Origin of the sequence: Cupriavidus sp. SHE, assembly GCF_000812445.1 — a bacterium.
Taxonomy (GTDB): domain Bacteria; phylum Pseudomonadota; class Gammaproteobacteria; order Burkholderiales; family Burkholderiaceae; genus Cupriavidus; species Cupriavidus metallidurans.
The window spans coordinates 37,875-52,910 of the sequence record NZ_JWMB01000011.1 but is presented as its reverse complement, the minus strand read 5'-3'; the positions used below and the strand labels follow the sequence as shown (position 1 = coordinate 52,910).

Here is a 15,036-nt window from a genome sequence, read left to right as displayed (position 1 = left end):
CCCAGCGGCCGAGACAACGGTCGCGACGTCGCTCGGACGGTTCCGGGCGCTTACGTAAAGGACTCCACATGACTGCCGATTCCGGCAAGCGCCGCTTTGCGCGCATCGATCGTCTTCCCCCGTACGTTTTCAATATCACCGCCGAGCTCAAGATGGCCGCCCGCCGCCGTGGCGAGGACATCATCGACATGAGCATGGGCAACCCCGATGGCGCCACGCCGCCGCATATCGTGGCCAAGCTCGTCGACGCCGCGCAGCGGCCGGACACGCACGGGTATTCGGCGTCGAAGGGCATCCCGCGCTTGCGTCGCGCGATCTCGCACTGGTACCGCGAACGCTATGACGTCGATATCGATCCGGACAAGGAAGCGATTGTCACGATCGGCTCGAAGGAAGGCCTTGCGCACCTGATGCTGGCCACGCTGGACCGTGGCGACACCGTGCTGGTGCCGGACCCCAGCTACCCGATCCATATCTATGGCGCGGTGATCGCGGGGGCAGACATCCGTTCAGTGCCGCTGACGCCGGGCATCGACTTCTTCGCCGAACTGGAACGCGCGATTCGCGGCAGCTACCCGAAGCCGAAGATGATCGTGCTGGGTTTCCCGTCCAATCCGACGGCGGCCTGCGTGGAGCTCGATTTCTTCGAACGTGTGATTGCGCTGGCGCGCAAGCACGACATCTTCGTGGTGCACGACCTGGCTTATGCCGATATCGTCTTCGATGGCTGGAAGGCGCCGTCGATCATGCAGGTGCCGGGCGCGAAGGACATCGCGGTGGAGTTCTTCACGCTGTCCAAGAGCTACAACATGGCGGGATGGCGGATCGGATTCATGGTCGGCAATCCCGACCTCGTGGCCGCGCTGACGCGTATCAAGAGCTATCACGACTACGGTACGTTCACCCCGCTGCAGGTGGCGGCGATCGCCGCGCTCGAGGGCGACCAGCAGTGCGTGAAGGAAATTGCCGCCCAGTACCAGTCGCGCCGCGACGTGCTGGCACGCGGGCTGATCGAGTCGGGCTGGCCAGTCGATATTCCGAAGGCTTCGATGTACATCTGGGCCCGTATCCCGGAACCCTATCGCGCGCTCGGGTCGCTAGAGTTTGCCAAGCAACTGCTGGCCAAGGCCAAGGTATCGGTATCCCCCGGTATCGGGTTTGGTGACTACGGCGATGAGTACGTGCGATTCGCGCTGATCGAGAACGAATCGCGTATCCGTCAGGCCGTGCGCGGGATCAAGGCGATGTTCCGCGCGGATGGGCTGGTGACGGCGCCAGGCGGCTGATCTGCAGTTGGTTTTTTCCCCTCTTCCGCGAGCGGAAGAGGGGAGCCAGCAATCGGCAACTCCCAACCTCAGAAATACCCCACGAACCGTTTCATGATCGGCGATAGCGCATCCGCGCGATGCGCCATCAGGATGCGGCTGCCTGCGTCGGGCCCGGCGATGGCGCGGTATGCCACGCCGGGGATGCCCGTGCGCGCGTATATCGCCGGTAGCACCGACACCCCGGCACCACTGGCTACCAGTCCGATGATCGTGGTGGCCTCGCGCGCTTCCTGCGCGACATTCGGCGCGAATCCGGCGCGATTGCACAGTGTGGTCACGTGGTCGAACAGGCCGCAGCCGAGTCCGCGGGGAAATAGCAGGAACTTCTCGCCGGACAGTTCACTGATGTCGATCTCTGTCTGCTCATTCGATCGCGCCAACGGGTGGCCGACCGGTAGCACCGCCACCAGACGGTCCGCCAGGACTTCCCGCACTTCAATACGCGCCGGTGGCCGGAACTGCGGTGAGGGACGCAGGAATCCAATGTCGACTTCGCCACTTTCGAGTTGCTGGAGTTGCTGGCCGGTGGACATGTGGACCAGTTCAAGCCGGGCATGGCGATGTGCCTCGCGGAAGGCGTGCACGGCGCGCGGAAAGACATCCTGCATCGGCACGGACGCCGTGAATCCCACGCGTATCTCTCCTGCCTCGCCGGAGGCCACCTGCCTGACCACGTCACGCGCTTCGTCGAGATTGGCCAGTGCCGCCCGTGCCTTGTCCAGGAACAGTTCTCCGGCCGGCGTCAGCGCCACGTGATGGCGCGACCGTTCCAGCAGCGGGCTGCCCAGTTCATCTTCCAGTGCCTTGATCTGGATGCTGAGCGGCGGTTGGCTGACATGCAGCCGGCGGGCGGCCTCGCTGAAGCTCAGCGCCTCGGCCACGGCCACGAAATAGCGAAGTTGGCGAAAGTCCATTGATACGAATTCGAAATAACGAGCCACCTGAAAACATATTGGACAGTATCACGACCCGCGCCGAGAATGTGCCAGGAGATTAATAACATCTGGAGACATCATGCTGCGCGGGCTCGCTCGTATTCATGTTTTGCAGGGCGGGAGCCGCCCGATTCTGGCCGCAATGCTGGCCACCGCGCTGGCAATCGGCGCCCAGACGGCCCGTGCCGACGCGTATCCCGACCATCCGATCCGGCTGGTCGTGCCGTATGCGGCGGGTGGCGCGGTCGATATCGTGGCTCGCTCGGTTGGCCAGCGTATGAGCCAGCAACTCAAGCAGCCGGTCATCGTCGATAACCGCCCCGGCGCCAGCACCAATATCGGCATGGATTTCGTGGCCAAGGCCCCGGCCGACGGCTATACGATCATGATGGCATCGAACAGCCTGGCGACGAACGCGGCGCTGTTCAACAAACTCAGCTTCAACCCGGCCACGGATTTCGCGCCAGTGGCGCGGATTGGCGAGGCATCGCTGGTGGTCGTCGTGCCGGCCAAGTCGAGCATCACGTCGATGAAGGGGCTGATCGCCCAGGCCAAGGCGGAACCGGGCAAGCTCAGCTTCGGTTCGGCCGGTAATGGCAGCTCGGGCCACCTTGCAGGCGAAATGCTCAAGGAGTCCGCTGGCATCGATGTGCTGCACGTTCCATACAAAGGCGGCGCGCCCGCCATTACTGACCTGATCGGCGAACGCCTGACGTTCATGCCGATCAATCCGCTTGAAGTGATCAGCCATATCAAGTCCGGCACGTTGCGGCCGCTGGCGGTGGCCAGCGCCAGCCGTTCGGCGTTGCTGCCCAATGTCCCGACCTCGAAGGAGGAAGGGCTGCCCGCCTTCACCGCCTCGGTCTGGTGGGGACTCGTTGCGCCCGCCAAGACGCCCGCGCCGGTCGTCAAGGCGCTGAACACGGCGGCCAACGCCGCGTTGAACGATGCCGACGTGCGCAAGCAGCTTGGTCAGCTCGGTGTGACGATCGTCTCGGGCACGTCCGAGCAGTTCGGCCAGTTCATCCGCTCGGAAACCACGACCTGGACCGGGGTGATCCGCAAGGCCGGGATTACCGCCGACTGAGCGGCCGAATGAGCGCTCAACCGAGTGTCGAATTGAGCGGCCAACTGAGCGGCTGATCGAGGCCGCATCCGGGCGCCCGACTGCGCCCATTTTCTCGAAAACGTCTTTCGTATTGCCATGTCCGTACAACAAGCCTCGGCTGCAAAGCCTTCCATCCTGGTGGTCAGCGCCCACGCCGCTGATTTTGTCTGGCGCGCGGGCGGTGCCATCGCGCTTTACGCCGAGCGTGGTTATCACGTGCGCATCGTGTGCCTGTCGTTCGGCGAGCGTGGCGAGTCCGCGAAGATGTGGCGGCAGCCGGGCATGACGATGGACCGGGTCAAGGTCGCGCGTCGCGAGGAAGCCGAACGCGCCGCCGAGATCCTGGGCGGCACGCTCGAATGCTTCGATCTGGGCGACTATCCGCTGCGCGTGCCCGACGAGGCGCTGCTGCGACTCGCCGACATCTATCGCGACATTCGCCCGGAACTGGTGCTGACGCACTCGCGTGAAGACATCTATAACTTCGATCATCCACTGGCCACTCACGTGGCGCAGGAAGCGCGCATCATCGCCCAGGCGCATGGCTACAAGCCCGAGGTGCCGGTGATCGGCGCGCCGCCCGTGTTCCTGTTCGAGCCGCACCAGCCGGAGCAGTGCAACTGGAAGCCGGACGTGCTGCTCGATATCTCCGCGGTCTGGGAGAAGAAGCAGCGCGCGTTCACGACCATGGCCGCGCAGGAACACCTGTGGGAGTACTACACCCGCGTCGCGCTTCAGCGGGGCGCGCAGGCAACGCGCAATTCCGATCGCAAGATTACCCATGGTGAGGGCTATGCCCGCATTTTCCCGCAAGTCTCGGAGGTCCTGGCATGAGAACCGTCGCTTATCGCAATATCCTGCGCGCCGAGTCGCGTGATGTCGAAGCGCTTGGCAAGTTCGGCGTGGCGACGGTGCATGAGGCCCAGCGCCGTACCGGGCTGATGAAGCCATATCTGCGGCCGATCCAGTCCGGTTCGGCAATCTCGGGCTGTGCCGTCACCGCGCTGATGCATCCCGGCGACAACTGGATGATCCACGTGGCCGTGGAAATGGTTCAGCCCGGCGATGTGCTGGTGGTGGGCCTGGTGAGCGACTGCACAGACGGCGTGTTTGGCGATCTGCTGGCAACATCGCTGAAGGCGCGCGGCGCGCGCGGGCTGATCATCGACTGCGGTGTGCGCGACGTGTCGACGCTGAACGCCATGGGCTTCCCGGTCTGGTCCCGCGCGATCTCCGCGCAGGGCGCGGTCAAGGAGACCGTGGGCGCGGTCAACGTACCGGTGGTCTGTGCCGGCGCGCTGGTACGCCCTGGGGACGTGATTGTCGCGGACGATGACGGTGTGGTCGTCGTGGCGCGACCGCAAGCGGCGGACATCGCCGCGAAGGCGGCCGAGCGGGAGGCGCTGGAAGCTGGCAAGCGCGCGAAGCTGGCCTCGGGCGTGCTGGGCGTCGACATGTACAACATGCGTCCGGGTCTGGCTGAGAAGGGTCTCGTTTACCTCGATCAGACTGTCGACTGGTACAGCGGCGCCAACGAAGCCTGAGACCCCGGAGCCGGCATCTCGGTCCGCCGCGTTTCGCATCTGGTATAAGACGTCCCACGAGATGACGATCGTTGCCGCCGGAATCGGCGGTAGCGATGCCAGGGGACACAGATGGAATTGCGCCAGCTTCAATACTTCGTGCGGGTGGTCGAACTCGGCAGCATGAGCCGGGCGGCGCTTGAGCTCGACATGGTGCAATCGGCCGTCAGCCAGCAGATCAGCCGGCTCGAGAGCGAACTGGCCACGCGCCTGCTGCGCCGGACGCCACACGGCGTGACGCCGACCGAAGCGGGCCTTGCGTTCTTTCACGAGGCCCAGCTTACCCTGCGGCACGCGGAGCAGGCGCGCCGCGCTGCGCATCAGGCGCGGCTGACCGGCACGGTCAGTGTCGGGCTGGCGCCGACCACGGCCTCGGTGATCGGTGTGCCGCTGATTCGCGCGATGCGCGAGCGCTATCCCGACGTGCGACTGCATATCGTTGAGAGCCTGTCGGGACACCTGACCGCGATGCTCAATGCGCGCCAGCTCGATCTGGCCGTGTTGTTCGATACGCATGCCGCGCGGCGCTGGACGGTCATGCCGCTGCTCGAGGAAACGCTCTTCCTGATTCAGTCCCGCAATGCCCTGCCGCAGGGCAAGGCCGAGCCGCCCACGCGTCTGACCATGGCCGATCTGTCCGAGGTGCCGCTGATCATGCCAACCGGTGTTCATGGTCTGCGCAGCACGCTCGATGCGGCATTCTCCCGGGCCAAGGTTGTACCGCATGTCACGCAGGAGATCGATTCGCTGGCGATGCTGATGGATGCCGTCGACATGGGCTTTGGCACCACGCTGCAGCCATGGGCCGCAGTGGGGCGCTATCCCGATGCGGAAACGCGCTTTCACCTGGCGCATATCGACGATCCGCAGGTAGGTCGCCAGAACCTGCTTTGCAGTCTGTCGGACGATGAGTTGTCACCCGCTGCGCTGGCGCTGCGGGTGGTGCTGGCCGATACGGCGCGTGGTCTTGTGCGATCGGGAGGTTGGCGCGGGGCACGGCTGCTAGAGGCGCTATAAAAATGATTCTGGCGTCGTTGCGCGGCCTTGGCCAGTCCACTTGTACTGTCTGCGGCCGCCCCCTTGCAGGGCGCGCATGTGCTCGCAGGCACATGCCGTTCCGCAGGCGGCTCGCATACGAGCCGAAACCCCTGCTTCACCCTAGCCAGAACCGCTTCGCTTCATTTTGATAGCGCCTCTTAGTGGAGGGATAGCGGGTACGGATGGCGCCCGATATCGCGAAACCCGGGCATGTGGCGGGCGGCGCGATCGAACGTGGCGACGTATTCGCAGCCCACAGCGTGCGCGGCACGGTCGATCAGGCAATCGGCGAAACCGATGCCCCCCGAGGCGAACATCGACAACGCGCGATAGACGACCGGAGCGGACTCGACCCGCAGCGCCCGGCTCCTGAGCAGGCGATAGATGGCCCGGATGATCTCGGGCCGCGAGCGGCGCCGCTGCATCAGCCATGCCAGTTCCAGGATGACCGCCGTCGACACGTAGCCGGGGCGTTGGCAGGTCAGACTGGCGACCAGACCGGCGGCGATCGGCGACTGCACGGCATCGTCGTCCAGGATCAGCCGCGCTAGCACGCAGGTGTCCAGCCCGATCATCCCTGACTCCTTCCGGGTTGGCCAGCGGCCAGTGGTCGGAAGAAATCCGTGTTCGGCACATAGAACTCCACGCCCTGCTTGCGGTAGGTCTGGGCCAGGCAGCCGAACAGCGGGTTCGCCGATCCTCCGGCGTACGGCATGTCCTCAAGAGCCGGCCAGTCTCCCGCATTGACGACGGTGGCAGGGTCCCATCCCATGCTGAACATGAATTCCTCCATGACGGAGGCTTCGATCAACAGGTCGATCTGCCCGGGTGTCAGCGACGGGCCGTCGTGCCGCATACAGCCCCGCAATGCCAGCAGATGGGGGCAGGGGCTTTCCGTGCCGGTCTGGCTGGCTGGCCTGGAAGTACGGAATTCGATGGTGTCATCCATGATGTGAACGGCTCCTTGAGCGTTGAGAGAGCGGCACCGTGGGTGCCTTGTTCGATACTCTGGGCTAGCGCCGCCGGGATGGATATGAGACGGATCTGAAAGGCCGCCCCTGCTGCCTCATCGCGAACCTCCGCCCTCTGTTTCCCGCCTCGGGCCCAGCTTGGTTGCCCCATCACAAATCGTGATACCCCCATGCCAGTCAACGGGTTAGCAGGCCCGGAGCGGGCGGCTACAGTCCCGGACAGACTCCAGGAAGGCTCAGAAAGGCGTGTCAATTTCCACCCCCACCCCCAATCCCCGCACTCAGGACGCCCGGTCATGATCGACGTCCTGGTGATCGGCGGCGGCAATGCCGCCCTTTGCGCCGCGCTGATGGCCCGTGAAGCGGGCGCCAGCGTGATGTTGCTGGAAGCCGCGCCACGCGAATGGCGCGGCGGTAACTCATCGCACACACGCAACTTGCGCTGCATGCATGACGCTCCGCAGGACGTGCTGGTCGACGCGTACCCCGAAGAAGAGTACTGGCAGGATCTGCTGAAAGTGACCGGCGGCCTGACCGACGAGAAGCTGGCGCGGCTTGCGATCCGCGCGTCGTCGTCGTGCCGGGACTGGATGCGCAGCCATGGCGTGCATTTCCAGCCACCGTTGTCTGGCGCGCTCCACGTGGCTCGCACCAATGCGTTCTTCATGGGCGGCGGCAAGGCGCTCGTCAATGCGTACTACCGCAGCGCCGAGGCGCTCGGCGTGCAGATTCGCTACAACGCCCCAGTCGACGCCATCGAGCTCGATGGCAGCCGTTTCGTGGCCGCGCGTATCGGCGCCGAGCGGATTGAAGCACGCGCCTGCGTGCTGGCGGCGGGCGGATTCGAATCGAACCGCGAGTGGCTGCGGGAGGCCTGGGGCCAGAACGAGCGGGGCGAATGGCCCGCCGACAACTTCCTGATCCGCGGCACCCGCTTCAACATGGGCGTGCTGCTCAAGCACATGATCGCCGCGGGCGCCGACGCAATCGGTGACCCGTCACAGTCGCACTGCGTGGCTATCGACGCGCGCGCGCCGCTCTACGACGGTGGCATCTGTACGCGAATCGATTGCGTCTCGCTCGGGGTCGTGCTCAACGCCAACGCGGAGCGGTTCTACGATGAAGGCGAGGACTTCTGGCCCAAGCGCTATGCGATCTGGGGCCGTCTGGTCGCGCAGCAGCCACAGCAGATCGGTTACTCGATCATCGACGCAAAGGCCGTCGGACGCTTCATGCCGCCGGTGTTCCCGGGCGTGAAGGCCGATACGTTGCCGGAACTCGCGCGCAAGCTCGGGCTCGACGAAACCACGTTCATGCGGACGATCAACGCGTACAACGCCGCGTGCCGGGTCGGCAAGTTCGACCACACGGTGCTGGACGATTGCCACACCGAAGGCGTGACGCCGTCCAAGACTCACTGGGCGCGGCCGATCGACACCGCGCCGTTCTTCGGCTACGCGCTTCGCCCAGGCATCACGTTCACGTACCTGGGACTGAAGGTCAACGAAGAGTCGGCCGTGCATTTTGACGGCAAGCCGAGTGACAACCTGTTCGTGGCCGGCGAGATGATGGCTGGCAACGTGCTCGGCAAGGGCTATACCGCTGGCGTCGGCATGGCAATCGGGACCGCGTTCGGCCGGATTGCCGGCACGCAGGCCGCCAAGGCGGCAAAGGGCATGGCCAAGCGTGCCTCACAGGCATCCACGGAAAAGGAATATGCAACATCTTGAAGCGCTGACGCGCGAGGCCGCGGCATTGGCGCGCGGCGCGCTACCGCTGACTGCGGACGAAGGCGAAGTGGCCCGCACCCTGCAGATCTGCAACGCCTGCCGCTATTGCGAGGGCTTCTGCGCGGTGTTCCCGGCAATGACGCGCCGGCTGGAGTTTCCCAAGGCCGATATCCACTATCTGGCCAATCTGTGCCACAACTGTGGCGCCTGCTATCACGCCTGCCAGTACGCGCCGCCGCACGAGTTCGCAGTCAATATTCCGCAGGCAATGGCCAAGGTGCGTGTGCAGACCTACGGCGACTACGCATTTCCCGCCGCGCTCGGCGGTTTGTACAGGCGCGCAGGGCTGACTACGGCGCTGGCGCTGGCCGGCGGCCTGGCGTTGTTCCTGCTGATGGTGCTGGCGATGCGCGGCAGCCTGCTGCACGCGCCGCTGGCCGGCAACTTCTACGCGATCTTCCCGCACAATCTGTTGGCCGTGATGTTCGGCGTGGTGTTCGTCTTCGCCATCTTCGCGCTGGGCATCGGGGTGACACGGTTCTGGCGGCAGGTAACGCCCGGCACGCGAGCCAGTGATGATGGCGGTGCGGCTGCGGGCGGCGCCGCGCATGATGCGCTGCGCCTCAAGTATCTCGGCGGTGGGCACGGCGAAGGTTGCAACAACGAGGACGACGCGTTCACGCTGCTGCGCCGGCGCTTCCACCATTTCACGTTCTACGGCTTCATGCTGTGCTTTGCCGCGACGACGGTGGCCACGCTGTATCACTACCTGCTGGATCTGCACGCACCTTATGCGCTGACGAGCCTGCCGGTGCTGCTTGGCACGGTGGGCGGCATCGGCCTGCTGATCGGCACCGCCGGTCTGTTCTGGCTCAATGTGCGGCGCGACCCGCGCACCGGCGATCCGGATCAGAAGCCGATGGACCGTGGATTCATCGCGCTGCTGTTCCTGACCAGCGTGAGCGGGCTGGCGTTGCTGGCCTTGCGTGATACCGGCGCGATGGCCACCTCGCTGGCAGTTCACCTCGGCATCGTCATGGCGCTGTTCCTGACGCTGCCGTACGGCAAGTTCGCGCATGGCATCTACCGCTGCGCGGCGCTACTGAAGTACAACATCGAAAAGCGCCGGCCGAGCGATCTCGCGCTGGGCGCCGACTAAGACATCGAATCGAATCAAGAAACCGAAAAGGGAGACAGGATCATGACGAAACCGGGTGTGCTGAACATCCCCTCGATGCGCGGCCAGTGCAGCGACACGGAGTGGCAAGCGCGCGTCGATCTCGCCGCGTGCTACAGGCTGGTCGAGCTCTATGGCATGGCCGACATGATGGCCAACCACATCTCGGTGCGCGTGCCGGATGAAGAGGATGCGTTTCTGATCAACCCGTACGGCATGATGTACGAGGAGATCACCGCATCGTGCCTGATCAAGGTGGACCACGCGGGCAACATCCTGTCGAAGCCTGACTTCGGTTCGCTGAACTACGGCATCAACAAGGCCGGCTACGTGATTCACAGCGCGGTGCATCACGCGCGGCCCGAGGTGGCGTGTGTGATCCATACCCATAGCTGGGCGTCGATGGCGGTGTCGTCCCTGGCGTGCGGCCTGCTGCCGGTCACGCAGACAGCGATGCGCTTCCTGAAGATCGGCTATCACGACTATCAGGGCGTGGTGCTCGATACCGCCGAACAGGCGTCGCTACTCGAAGACCTGGGCAAGGGCGAGGCGCTGATCCTGCGCAATCACGGCGCCCTGACCGTTGGCAATACTGTGGGCGAGGCGTTCAACTGGATGCATCGGCTCGAACTGGCCTGCCGCTCGCAAGTGGCGGCGATGTCGTGCAACACGCCGCTGCAGCAGGTGCCGGCGGACGTGCTGGAAGCCACGTGGAACAACTATCAGCCGGGCACGCGCCGTCCGTATGGCGTCATGGAATGGCCGGCGCTGCTGCGCAAGCTTGATCGCCTGGACCCGAGCTTCCGCGACTAGGAAGCCGAAGCTACGCATTCCCGTATCCCCGATTTGTGGCCTTACTGATTTACCGTTTTACCGCATCACCGTTGCACTTGAAGAAGAAAGCCTGAATGCCATCCAACGCCCGCAGAGGCGTGGATGGCTTGGGGCGAACCGGCGGGATCCGTGCCCCGATTCGCGGGTCCCGACTGGTGACATGGCACCGGGCGCGCGCAAGACCGTCCCGGTGCGCAGAAGAACTATATAAACAAGAGAGACAAGACATGCATCGATTCGCCCCCGTTCTATGGCTGGCTACTGCATTGGCCGCCACTGGCTTCACGTTCGCCGCGCAGGCGTCGGCGCAAGGCACTCCGTATCCGGCCAAGCCCGTGCGTGTGGTGGTGGCCTTCACCGCAGGCGGCACCACCGACATGCTGGCGCGTAGCGTCAGCCAGCAACTTGCCCAGCGCTTCAAGCAATCCTTCGTGGTGGACAACCGTCCCGGCGCGGGCGGAAATATCGGCACCGAGTACGTCGTCCGATCGCCGGCCGATGGCTACACCCTGCTGGTCAACTCGGTGGGGCCGATCTCGATCAACCAGACACTCTACAAGCGCCTGAACTACGACCCGCTGGCCGATCTGGTGCCGGTAGTGCAGATCGCCGACGTGCCGAACGTGCTCGTCGTGCCGGCCGCGCTGCCGGTAAAGAACTTCGACGAGTTCGTGGCCTATGCCAAGGCGAACTCGGGCAAGCTCAACTACAGCTCGACCGGGGTGGGGACGTCGTCGCATCTGTCGGGCTTCATGTTTAGTGAACGCATCGGTGCCCAGGCCACTCATGTGCCTTACAAGGGCGCCGATGCGCTGAATGACCTGCTCTCGGGGCGCGTCCAGTTCATGTTCGCCACGATTCCATCGGTGATCTCGCAGATCCAGGCTGGCAAGCTGCGCGCGCTGGCGGTGACTAGCGCGAAGCGTTCCCGCTCGCTGCCGGATCTGCCGACGGTGGCGGAGAAGGGCTTCCCCGGTTTCGAGGCTGGCTCGTGGTTCGGCTTCTTCGCACCGAAGGGCACGCCGGCCGAGGTTGTCACCCGGGTCAATCAGGCCGTGAATGAGATCCTGCCGTCGCTGCAGGCGCAGATGGTTCGTGAGGGCGCCGATCCGGTCGGCGGCTCGCCGCAGCAGTTCGGTGATTTCGCGCACAAGGAATACGAGAAATGGAAGGTCGTGGTCAAGGCCTCCGGTGCCACTGTCGATTGAAATTCAGACATGTCTCAAACTCAGCCGAAGTCCCAAGAAGCCGTCCAGCCATTGCGCATCCTGTTGTCCGAACCGACGTTGAGGGAGCATCGCGCGGCGATCGATCTGGCTGTGGGCGGCACCCCGTGGCTGCCGGTGCTGGCGCCTGCCACCGATGATCAAAAGGGTGTCGATGCTGATATCGCCTTCGTGTCGCGCGACGTGACCGGGCTATCGACCAAGCATCAGATCCTGCCGCCCACGCAGCGCTTCTATTCGGCGATGCTCGAGGCGCCCGCGCTGCGATGGGTGCATGTGCATTCGGCCGGCGCCGATCGCGCCGTGTTCGGCCAGTTGCGGCAGCGCGGGGTGACGGTCACCACGTCTTCCGGCGCCAATGCGGGAGTGGTGGCGCAAACCGCGCTGGCGGGATTGCTGGCGCTGGCGAGGCATTTCCCGCTACTGCTCGCTGCGCAGCGCGAGCAACGCTGGGCCCCGTTGCTAGGCACGGGATTGCCGCGTGACGTGCGGGGGCAGACCGCAACCATTGTGGGGTGGGGCCCGATCGGGCAGCAGCTCGGCGCCATGTTGCGCCTGCTCGGCATGTCGGTGGCCGTGGTCCGGCAACAGCCGACGCCGGCTGGCGAAGGGTTCGAGACCTTTACGTTCGATACCCTGCACGAGGTGCTTCCCCGTACGGACTGGTTGATACTGGCCTGCCCGCTGACGGAACGGACGCGTGGACTGGTTGACGGCGCGGCCCTGCGGCGATTGCCGACGGGTGCGCGGCTGATCAATGTGGCGCGTGGAGAAGTGGTGGACGAGCCAGCGTTGATCGAAGCACTGACAGAAGGAAGGGTGGCCGGCGCCTACCTCGATGTGTTCGCGCATGAACCATTGCCGGCGACGTCGCCGCTATGGTCGTTGCCGAACGTCATTGCCACGCCGCATAGCGCCGGCTTCTCGGACGGCAATGCGGCGCGTGTGGTCGACATCTTCCTGGACAATCTTCGCCGTCGGCTGGCGGGTCAGGCAATGCGAAACGTGTCAGCCTAGCGGCAAATGGGAAGGGGGTTGCAGAAAAGGCTGCAAACTGAAGCGGGAAGTTGCGGAGTCTTCAGCAACCTCGCCGCGGCGTCGACATGCACAATATCGACAGCCGAATTTCTGTTGCCACGTACCGTGTCCAAGCCTGCTAATAACCTGCCGTTGCCGCGCGTCATCGTCGCGGAGGATCATCCCGTATGCCTGCTCGTGCTGGAGGACCAGCTCAAGGGCATTGGTGGCTGCGAGGTGGTGCTCTGCGAGAACGGTGCCGACGCGCTCAGGGCGCTGGAAAGCGGCCCGGCCGCGCTGTTGCTGACGGACCTCAGCCTGCCCGGCATCGAAGGACTGGCGCTCGCGCGCAGAATTCGCACGGGCAAGGCGGGGCAGGTGGCCCCCGACCTGCCCATCGTCGCCATCACGGCCACCGCTGGACCCGAGGAGCGACTCGCATGCCTGGAGGCGGGCATCGGCATGGTGCTGACGAAACCCGTCAGCTACGAGACGCTCCAGTCGGTCCTGGGTCGCTACCTTGGGAAAGACGACCAGTACGACCAGTACGACCAGTACGACCAATACGATCAATAGCACCAACTACATATTGAGCGCCCGCTTTCGCACCGCCAGCGCAGCCTCGCGCATGACCTCAGACAGTGATGGGTGCGGGTGGCAGATCATGCCGATGTCCTCCGAGGCCGCCTTGAACTCCATGGCGACCACGGCTTCGGCGATCAGATCCGAGGCATTGGCGGAGATGATGTGCACGCCCAGGATTTCGTCGGTCTTTGCGTCCGCGATCATCTTGATGAAGCCATCCGGATGTCCGATCCCAAGCGCGCGGCCGTTGGCCATCATCGGGAACTGGCCGGAACGGAACTCGCGGCCTTCCGCCTTCAACTGCGCTTCTGACTTGCCCACCCAGGCAATTTCGGGCTCGGTGTAGATCACCCACGGAATGCAGTTGTAGTCGATGTGCGGCTTCTGGCCGTCGATGACCTCGGCGGCCATGACGCCTTCGTCCTCGGCCTTGTGGGCGAGCATCGGGCCGCGCACGACATCGCCGATCGCGTAGATGCCCGCCACCGGGGTGCGGCACTGGTCGTCCACGGGGATGAAGCCACGCGCGTCGGCGGCCAGGCCCACGGCATCCAGACCCAGATTGTCGGTGTTCGGCACGCGCCCGATCGACACGATCAACCGGTCCGCGACGAGCTTCTGTTCGGCGCCGTCCTTGTCCTTGTAGGCGATGCTGACGCCCTTGGCGGTGGCTTCGATATTGCCGATGTCGACACCCAGGTGAATCGTGAGCCCCTGCTTGCCGAACTGTTTGGCGGCTTCCCTGGCCACGGCTTCGTCAAGCGCGCCAAGGAATGTGGGCAGCGCCTCCAGCAGCGTGACTTCGGACCCGAGCCGTCGCCATACCGAGCCGAGTTCGAGACCGATCACCCCGGCGCCGATCACCGCGAGTTTTTTCGGCACCGAATCGAAGGACAGCGCGCCCTCGTTGTCGGAGACGATTTTGTTGTCGACCGGCACGCCCGAAAGATGGCGGGCCTTCGAGCCCGTTGCGATGATGACGTTGCGTGCCGTATGCGACGTCGTCTCGCCGCCGTTGCTAGCCTCCACGGTGATCACGCCATCCGCGGCCCGCCCCTTGAACTTGCCATGGCCCTTGATCCAGGTGACCTTGTTCTTACGGAACAAGAACTCCACGCCACCGGTGAACTTGTCAACGATCGCGGCCTTGCGCTGGATCATCTGCGGCAGATCGAGCGTGACGCCCTTGACCTGCACGCCATGTTCGGCCAGCCCATGCTTCGCTTGCTCGAAGTACTCGGACGAGGCGAGCAGCGCCTTGCTTGGAATGCAGCCGACGTTCAGGCAGGTACCGCCGAGCCGTGGCTTGCCAGCGTCGTCTTTCCATTCCTCGATGCAGGCTACCGTCTTGCCTAGCTGGGCCGCACGGATGGCGGCGATATATCCACCCGGGCCGGAGCCGATCACGATCACGTCGAAGTCGGCCTTGGCCGATGCCGGGGCACCAGCGCCACCTGATGCCACGGCGGCTACCGGAGCAGGGGCAGGTGCGGGCGCTGGGGCG

General features: G+C 64.7%; 15 protein-coding genes. 11 read left to right on the top strand and 4 right to left on the bottom strand.

The annotated features are described in order from the left end of the window. Nucleotides 1–68 precede the first annotated feature (68 nt). Nucleotides 69–1,286: an alanine transaminase gene (gene alaC, locus RN01_RS05680; protein WP_011518691.1), complete on the top strand. Its 1,218-nt coding sequence runs from the start codon at nt 69–71 to the stop codon at nt 1,284–1,286. A 68-nt stretch (nt 1,287–1,354) separates the two neighbouring features. Here the strand turns inward: alaC and RN01_RS05675 are convergent, their stop codons facing one another. Beyond that, complete coding sequence (locus tag RN01_RS05675; RefSeq protein WP_008645058.1) at nt 1,355–2,242, bottom strand: LysR family transcriptional regulator; 888 nt, start codon at nt 2,240–2,242, stop codon at nt 1,355–1,357. Between the two features lie 100 nt (nt 2,243–2,342). Here RN01_RS05675 and RN01_RS05670 point away from each other — a divergent pair, with 100 nt between their 5' ends. From RN01_RS05670 to RN01_RS05655, 4 genes are all read left to right on the top strand, one after another. Beyond that, complete coding sequence (locus tag RN01_RS05670) at nt 2,343–3,350, top strand: tripartite tricarboxylate transporter substrate binding protein (protein WP_017511037.1); 1,008 nt, start codon at nt 2,343–2,345, stop codon at nt 3,348–3,350. A gap of 117 nt (nt 3,351–3,467) precedes the next feature. Then, nucleotides 3,468–4,205: a PIG-L deacetylase family protein gene (locus RN01_RS05665; protein WP_011518694.1), complete on the top strand. Its 738-nt coding sequence runs from the start codon at nt 3,468–3,470 to the stop codon at nt 4,203–4,205. Continuing rightward, nucleotides 4,202–4,915 carry a 4-carboxy-4-hydroxy-2-oxoadipate aldolase/oxaloacetate decarboxylase gene (locus tag RN01_RS05660; protein ID WP_017511038.1) on the top strand — a complete coding sequence of 238 codons (714 nt, stop codon included), beginning with the start codon at nt 4,202–4,204 and terminating at the stop codon, nt 4,913–4,915. The genes RN01_RS05665 and RN01_RS05660 overlap by 4 nt, the downstream gene beginning before the upstream one ends. Nucleotides 4,916–5,026: 111 nt before the next feature. Next, nucleotides 5,027–5,971, top strand: coding sequence for a LysR substrate-binding domain-containing protein (locus RN01_RS05655; RefSeq protein WP_017511039.1), 945 nt, complete (start codon nt 5,027–5,029; stop codon nt 5,969–5,971). A 179-nt stretch (nt 5,972–6,150) separates the two neighbouring features. On the opposite strand, the gene RN01_RS05650 is transcribed toward RN01_RS05655, so the two are convergent. After that, on the bottom strand, nt 6,151–6,567 hold the full coding sequence (locus tag RN01_RS05650) for a PIN domain-containing protein (RefSeq protein ID WP_024570831.1): 417 nt from the start codon (nt 6,565–6,567) through the stop codon (nt 6,151–6,153). Next, entirely contained in the window at nt 6,564–6,941 is a 378-nt protein-coding gene (locus tag RN01_RS05645) for a hypothetical protein (RefSeq protein ID WP_017511040.1), read from the bottom strand. Before RN01_RS05645 ends, RN01_RS05650 begins: the two co-directional genes overlap by 4 nt. 318 nt (nt 6,942–7,259) lie before the next feature. Between RN01_RS05645 and tcuA the strand changes: the two genes are divergently transcribed. The 6 genes from tcuA to RN01_RS05615 all read left to right on the top strand — a co-directional run bounded on the left by tcuA (nt 7,260) and on the right by RN01_RS05615 (nt 13,523). After that, the gene (gene tcuA / locus RN01_RS05640) at nt 7,260–8,693 is read left to right on the top strand and encodes an FAD-dependent tricarballylate dehydrogenase TcuA (protein ID WP_017511041.1); all 1,434 of its coding nucleotides are present in this window, start codon (nt 7,260–7,262) and stop codon (nt 8,691–8,693) included. Next, complete coding sequence (gene tcuB, locus RN01_RS05635) at nt 8,680–9,852, top strand: tricarballylate utilization 4Fe-4S protein TcuB (protein WP_017511042.1); 1,173 nt, start codon at nt 8,680–8,682, stop codon at nt 9,850–9,852. Before tcuA ends, tcuB begins: the two co-directional genes overlap by 14 nt. Nucleotides 9,853–9,894: 42 nt before the next feature. Beyond that, nucleotides 9,895–10,683, top strand: coding sequence for a class II aldolase/adducin family protein (locus tag RN01_RS05630; RefSeq protein WP_011518702.1), 789 nt, complete (start codon nt 9,895–9,897; stop codon nt 10,681–10,683). A 248-nt stretch (nt 10,684–10,931) separates the two neighbouring features. Then, entirely contained in the window at nt 10,932–11,912 is a 981-nt protein-coding gene (locus RN01_RS05625) for a tripartite tricarboxylate transporter substrate binding protein (protein ID WP_017511043.1), read from the top strand. A 9-nt stretch (nt 11,913–11,921) separates the two neighbouring features. Then, entirely contained in the window at nt 11,922–12,947 is a 1,026-nt protein-coding gene (locus RN01_RS05620) for a D-2-hydroxyacid dehydrogenase (protein WP_017511044.1), read from the top strand. Nucleotides 12,948–13,073: 126 nt separating this feature from the next. Next, entirely contained in the window at nt 13,074–13,523 is a 450-nt protein-coding gene (locus RN01_RS05615) for a response regulator (RefSeq protein WP_223277418.1), read from the top strand. 6 nt (nt 13,524–13,529) lie between these two features. On the opposite strand, the gene lpdA is transcribed toward RN01_RS05615, so the two are convergent. Continuing rightward, nucleotides 13,530–14,996 (bottom strand): dihydrolipoyl dehydrogenase, encoded by a 1,467-nt coding sequence (gene lpdA, locus RN01_RS05610; protein WP_051068940.1) that lies wholly within the window; start codon nt 14,994–14,996, stop codon nt 13,530–13,532. Nucleotides 14,997–15,036 lie beyond the last annotated feature (40 nt).

Coding starts and splice junctions, on each gene's coding strand:
- alaC (WP_011518691.1), top strand. CDS start 69: ATGACTGCCGATTCCGGCAAGCGCCGCTTTGCGCGCATCGATCGTCTT.
- RN01_RS05675 (WP_008645058.1), bottom strand. CDS start 2,242: ATGGACTTTCGCCAACTTCGCTATTTCGTGGCCGTGGCCGAGGCGCTG.
- RN01_RS05670 (WP_017511037.1), top strand. CDS start 2,343: ATGCTGCGCGGGCTCGCTCGTATTCATGTTTTGCAGGGCGGGAGCCGC.
- RN01_RS05665 (WP_011518694.1), top strand. CDS start 3,468: ATGTCCGTACAACAAGCCTCGGCTGCAAAGCCTTCCATCCTGGTGGTC.
- RN01_RS05660 (WP_017511038.1), top strand. CDS start 4,202: ATGAGAACCGTCGCTTATCGCAATATCCTGCGCGCCGAGTCGCGTGAT.
- RN01_RS05655 (WP_017511039.1), top strand. CDS start 5,027: ATGGAATTGCGCCAGCTTCAATACTTCGTGCGGGTGGTCGAACTCGGC.
- RN01_RS05650 (WP_024570831.1), bottom strand. CDS start 6,567: ATGATCGGGCTGGACACCTGCGTGCTAGCGCGGCTGATCCTGGACGAC.
- RN01_RS05645 (WP_017511040.1), bottom strand. CDS start 6,941: ATGGATGACACCATCGAATTCCGTACTTCCAGGCCAGCCAGCCAGACC.
- tcuA (WP_017511041.1), top strand. CDS start 7,260: ATGATCGACGTCCTGGTGATCGGCGGCGGCAATGCCGCCCTTTGCGCC.
- tcuB (WP_017511042.1), top strand. CDS start 8,680: ATGCAACATCTTGAAGCGCTGACGCGCGAGGCCGCGGCATTGGCGCGC.
- RN01_RS05630 (WP_011518702.1), top strand. CDS start 9,895: ATGACGAAACCGGGTGTGCTGAACATCCCCTCGATGCGCGGCCAGTGC.
- RN01_RS05625 (WP_017511043.1), top strand. CDS start 10,932: ATGCATCGATTCGCCCCCGTTCTATGGCTGGCTACTGCATTGGCCGCC.
- RN01_RS05620 (WP_017511044.1), top strand. CDS start 11,922: ATGTCTCAAACTCAGCCGAAGTCCCAAGAAGCCGTCCAGCCATTGCGC.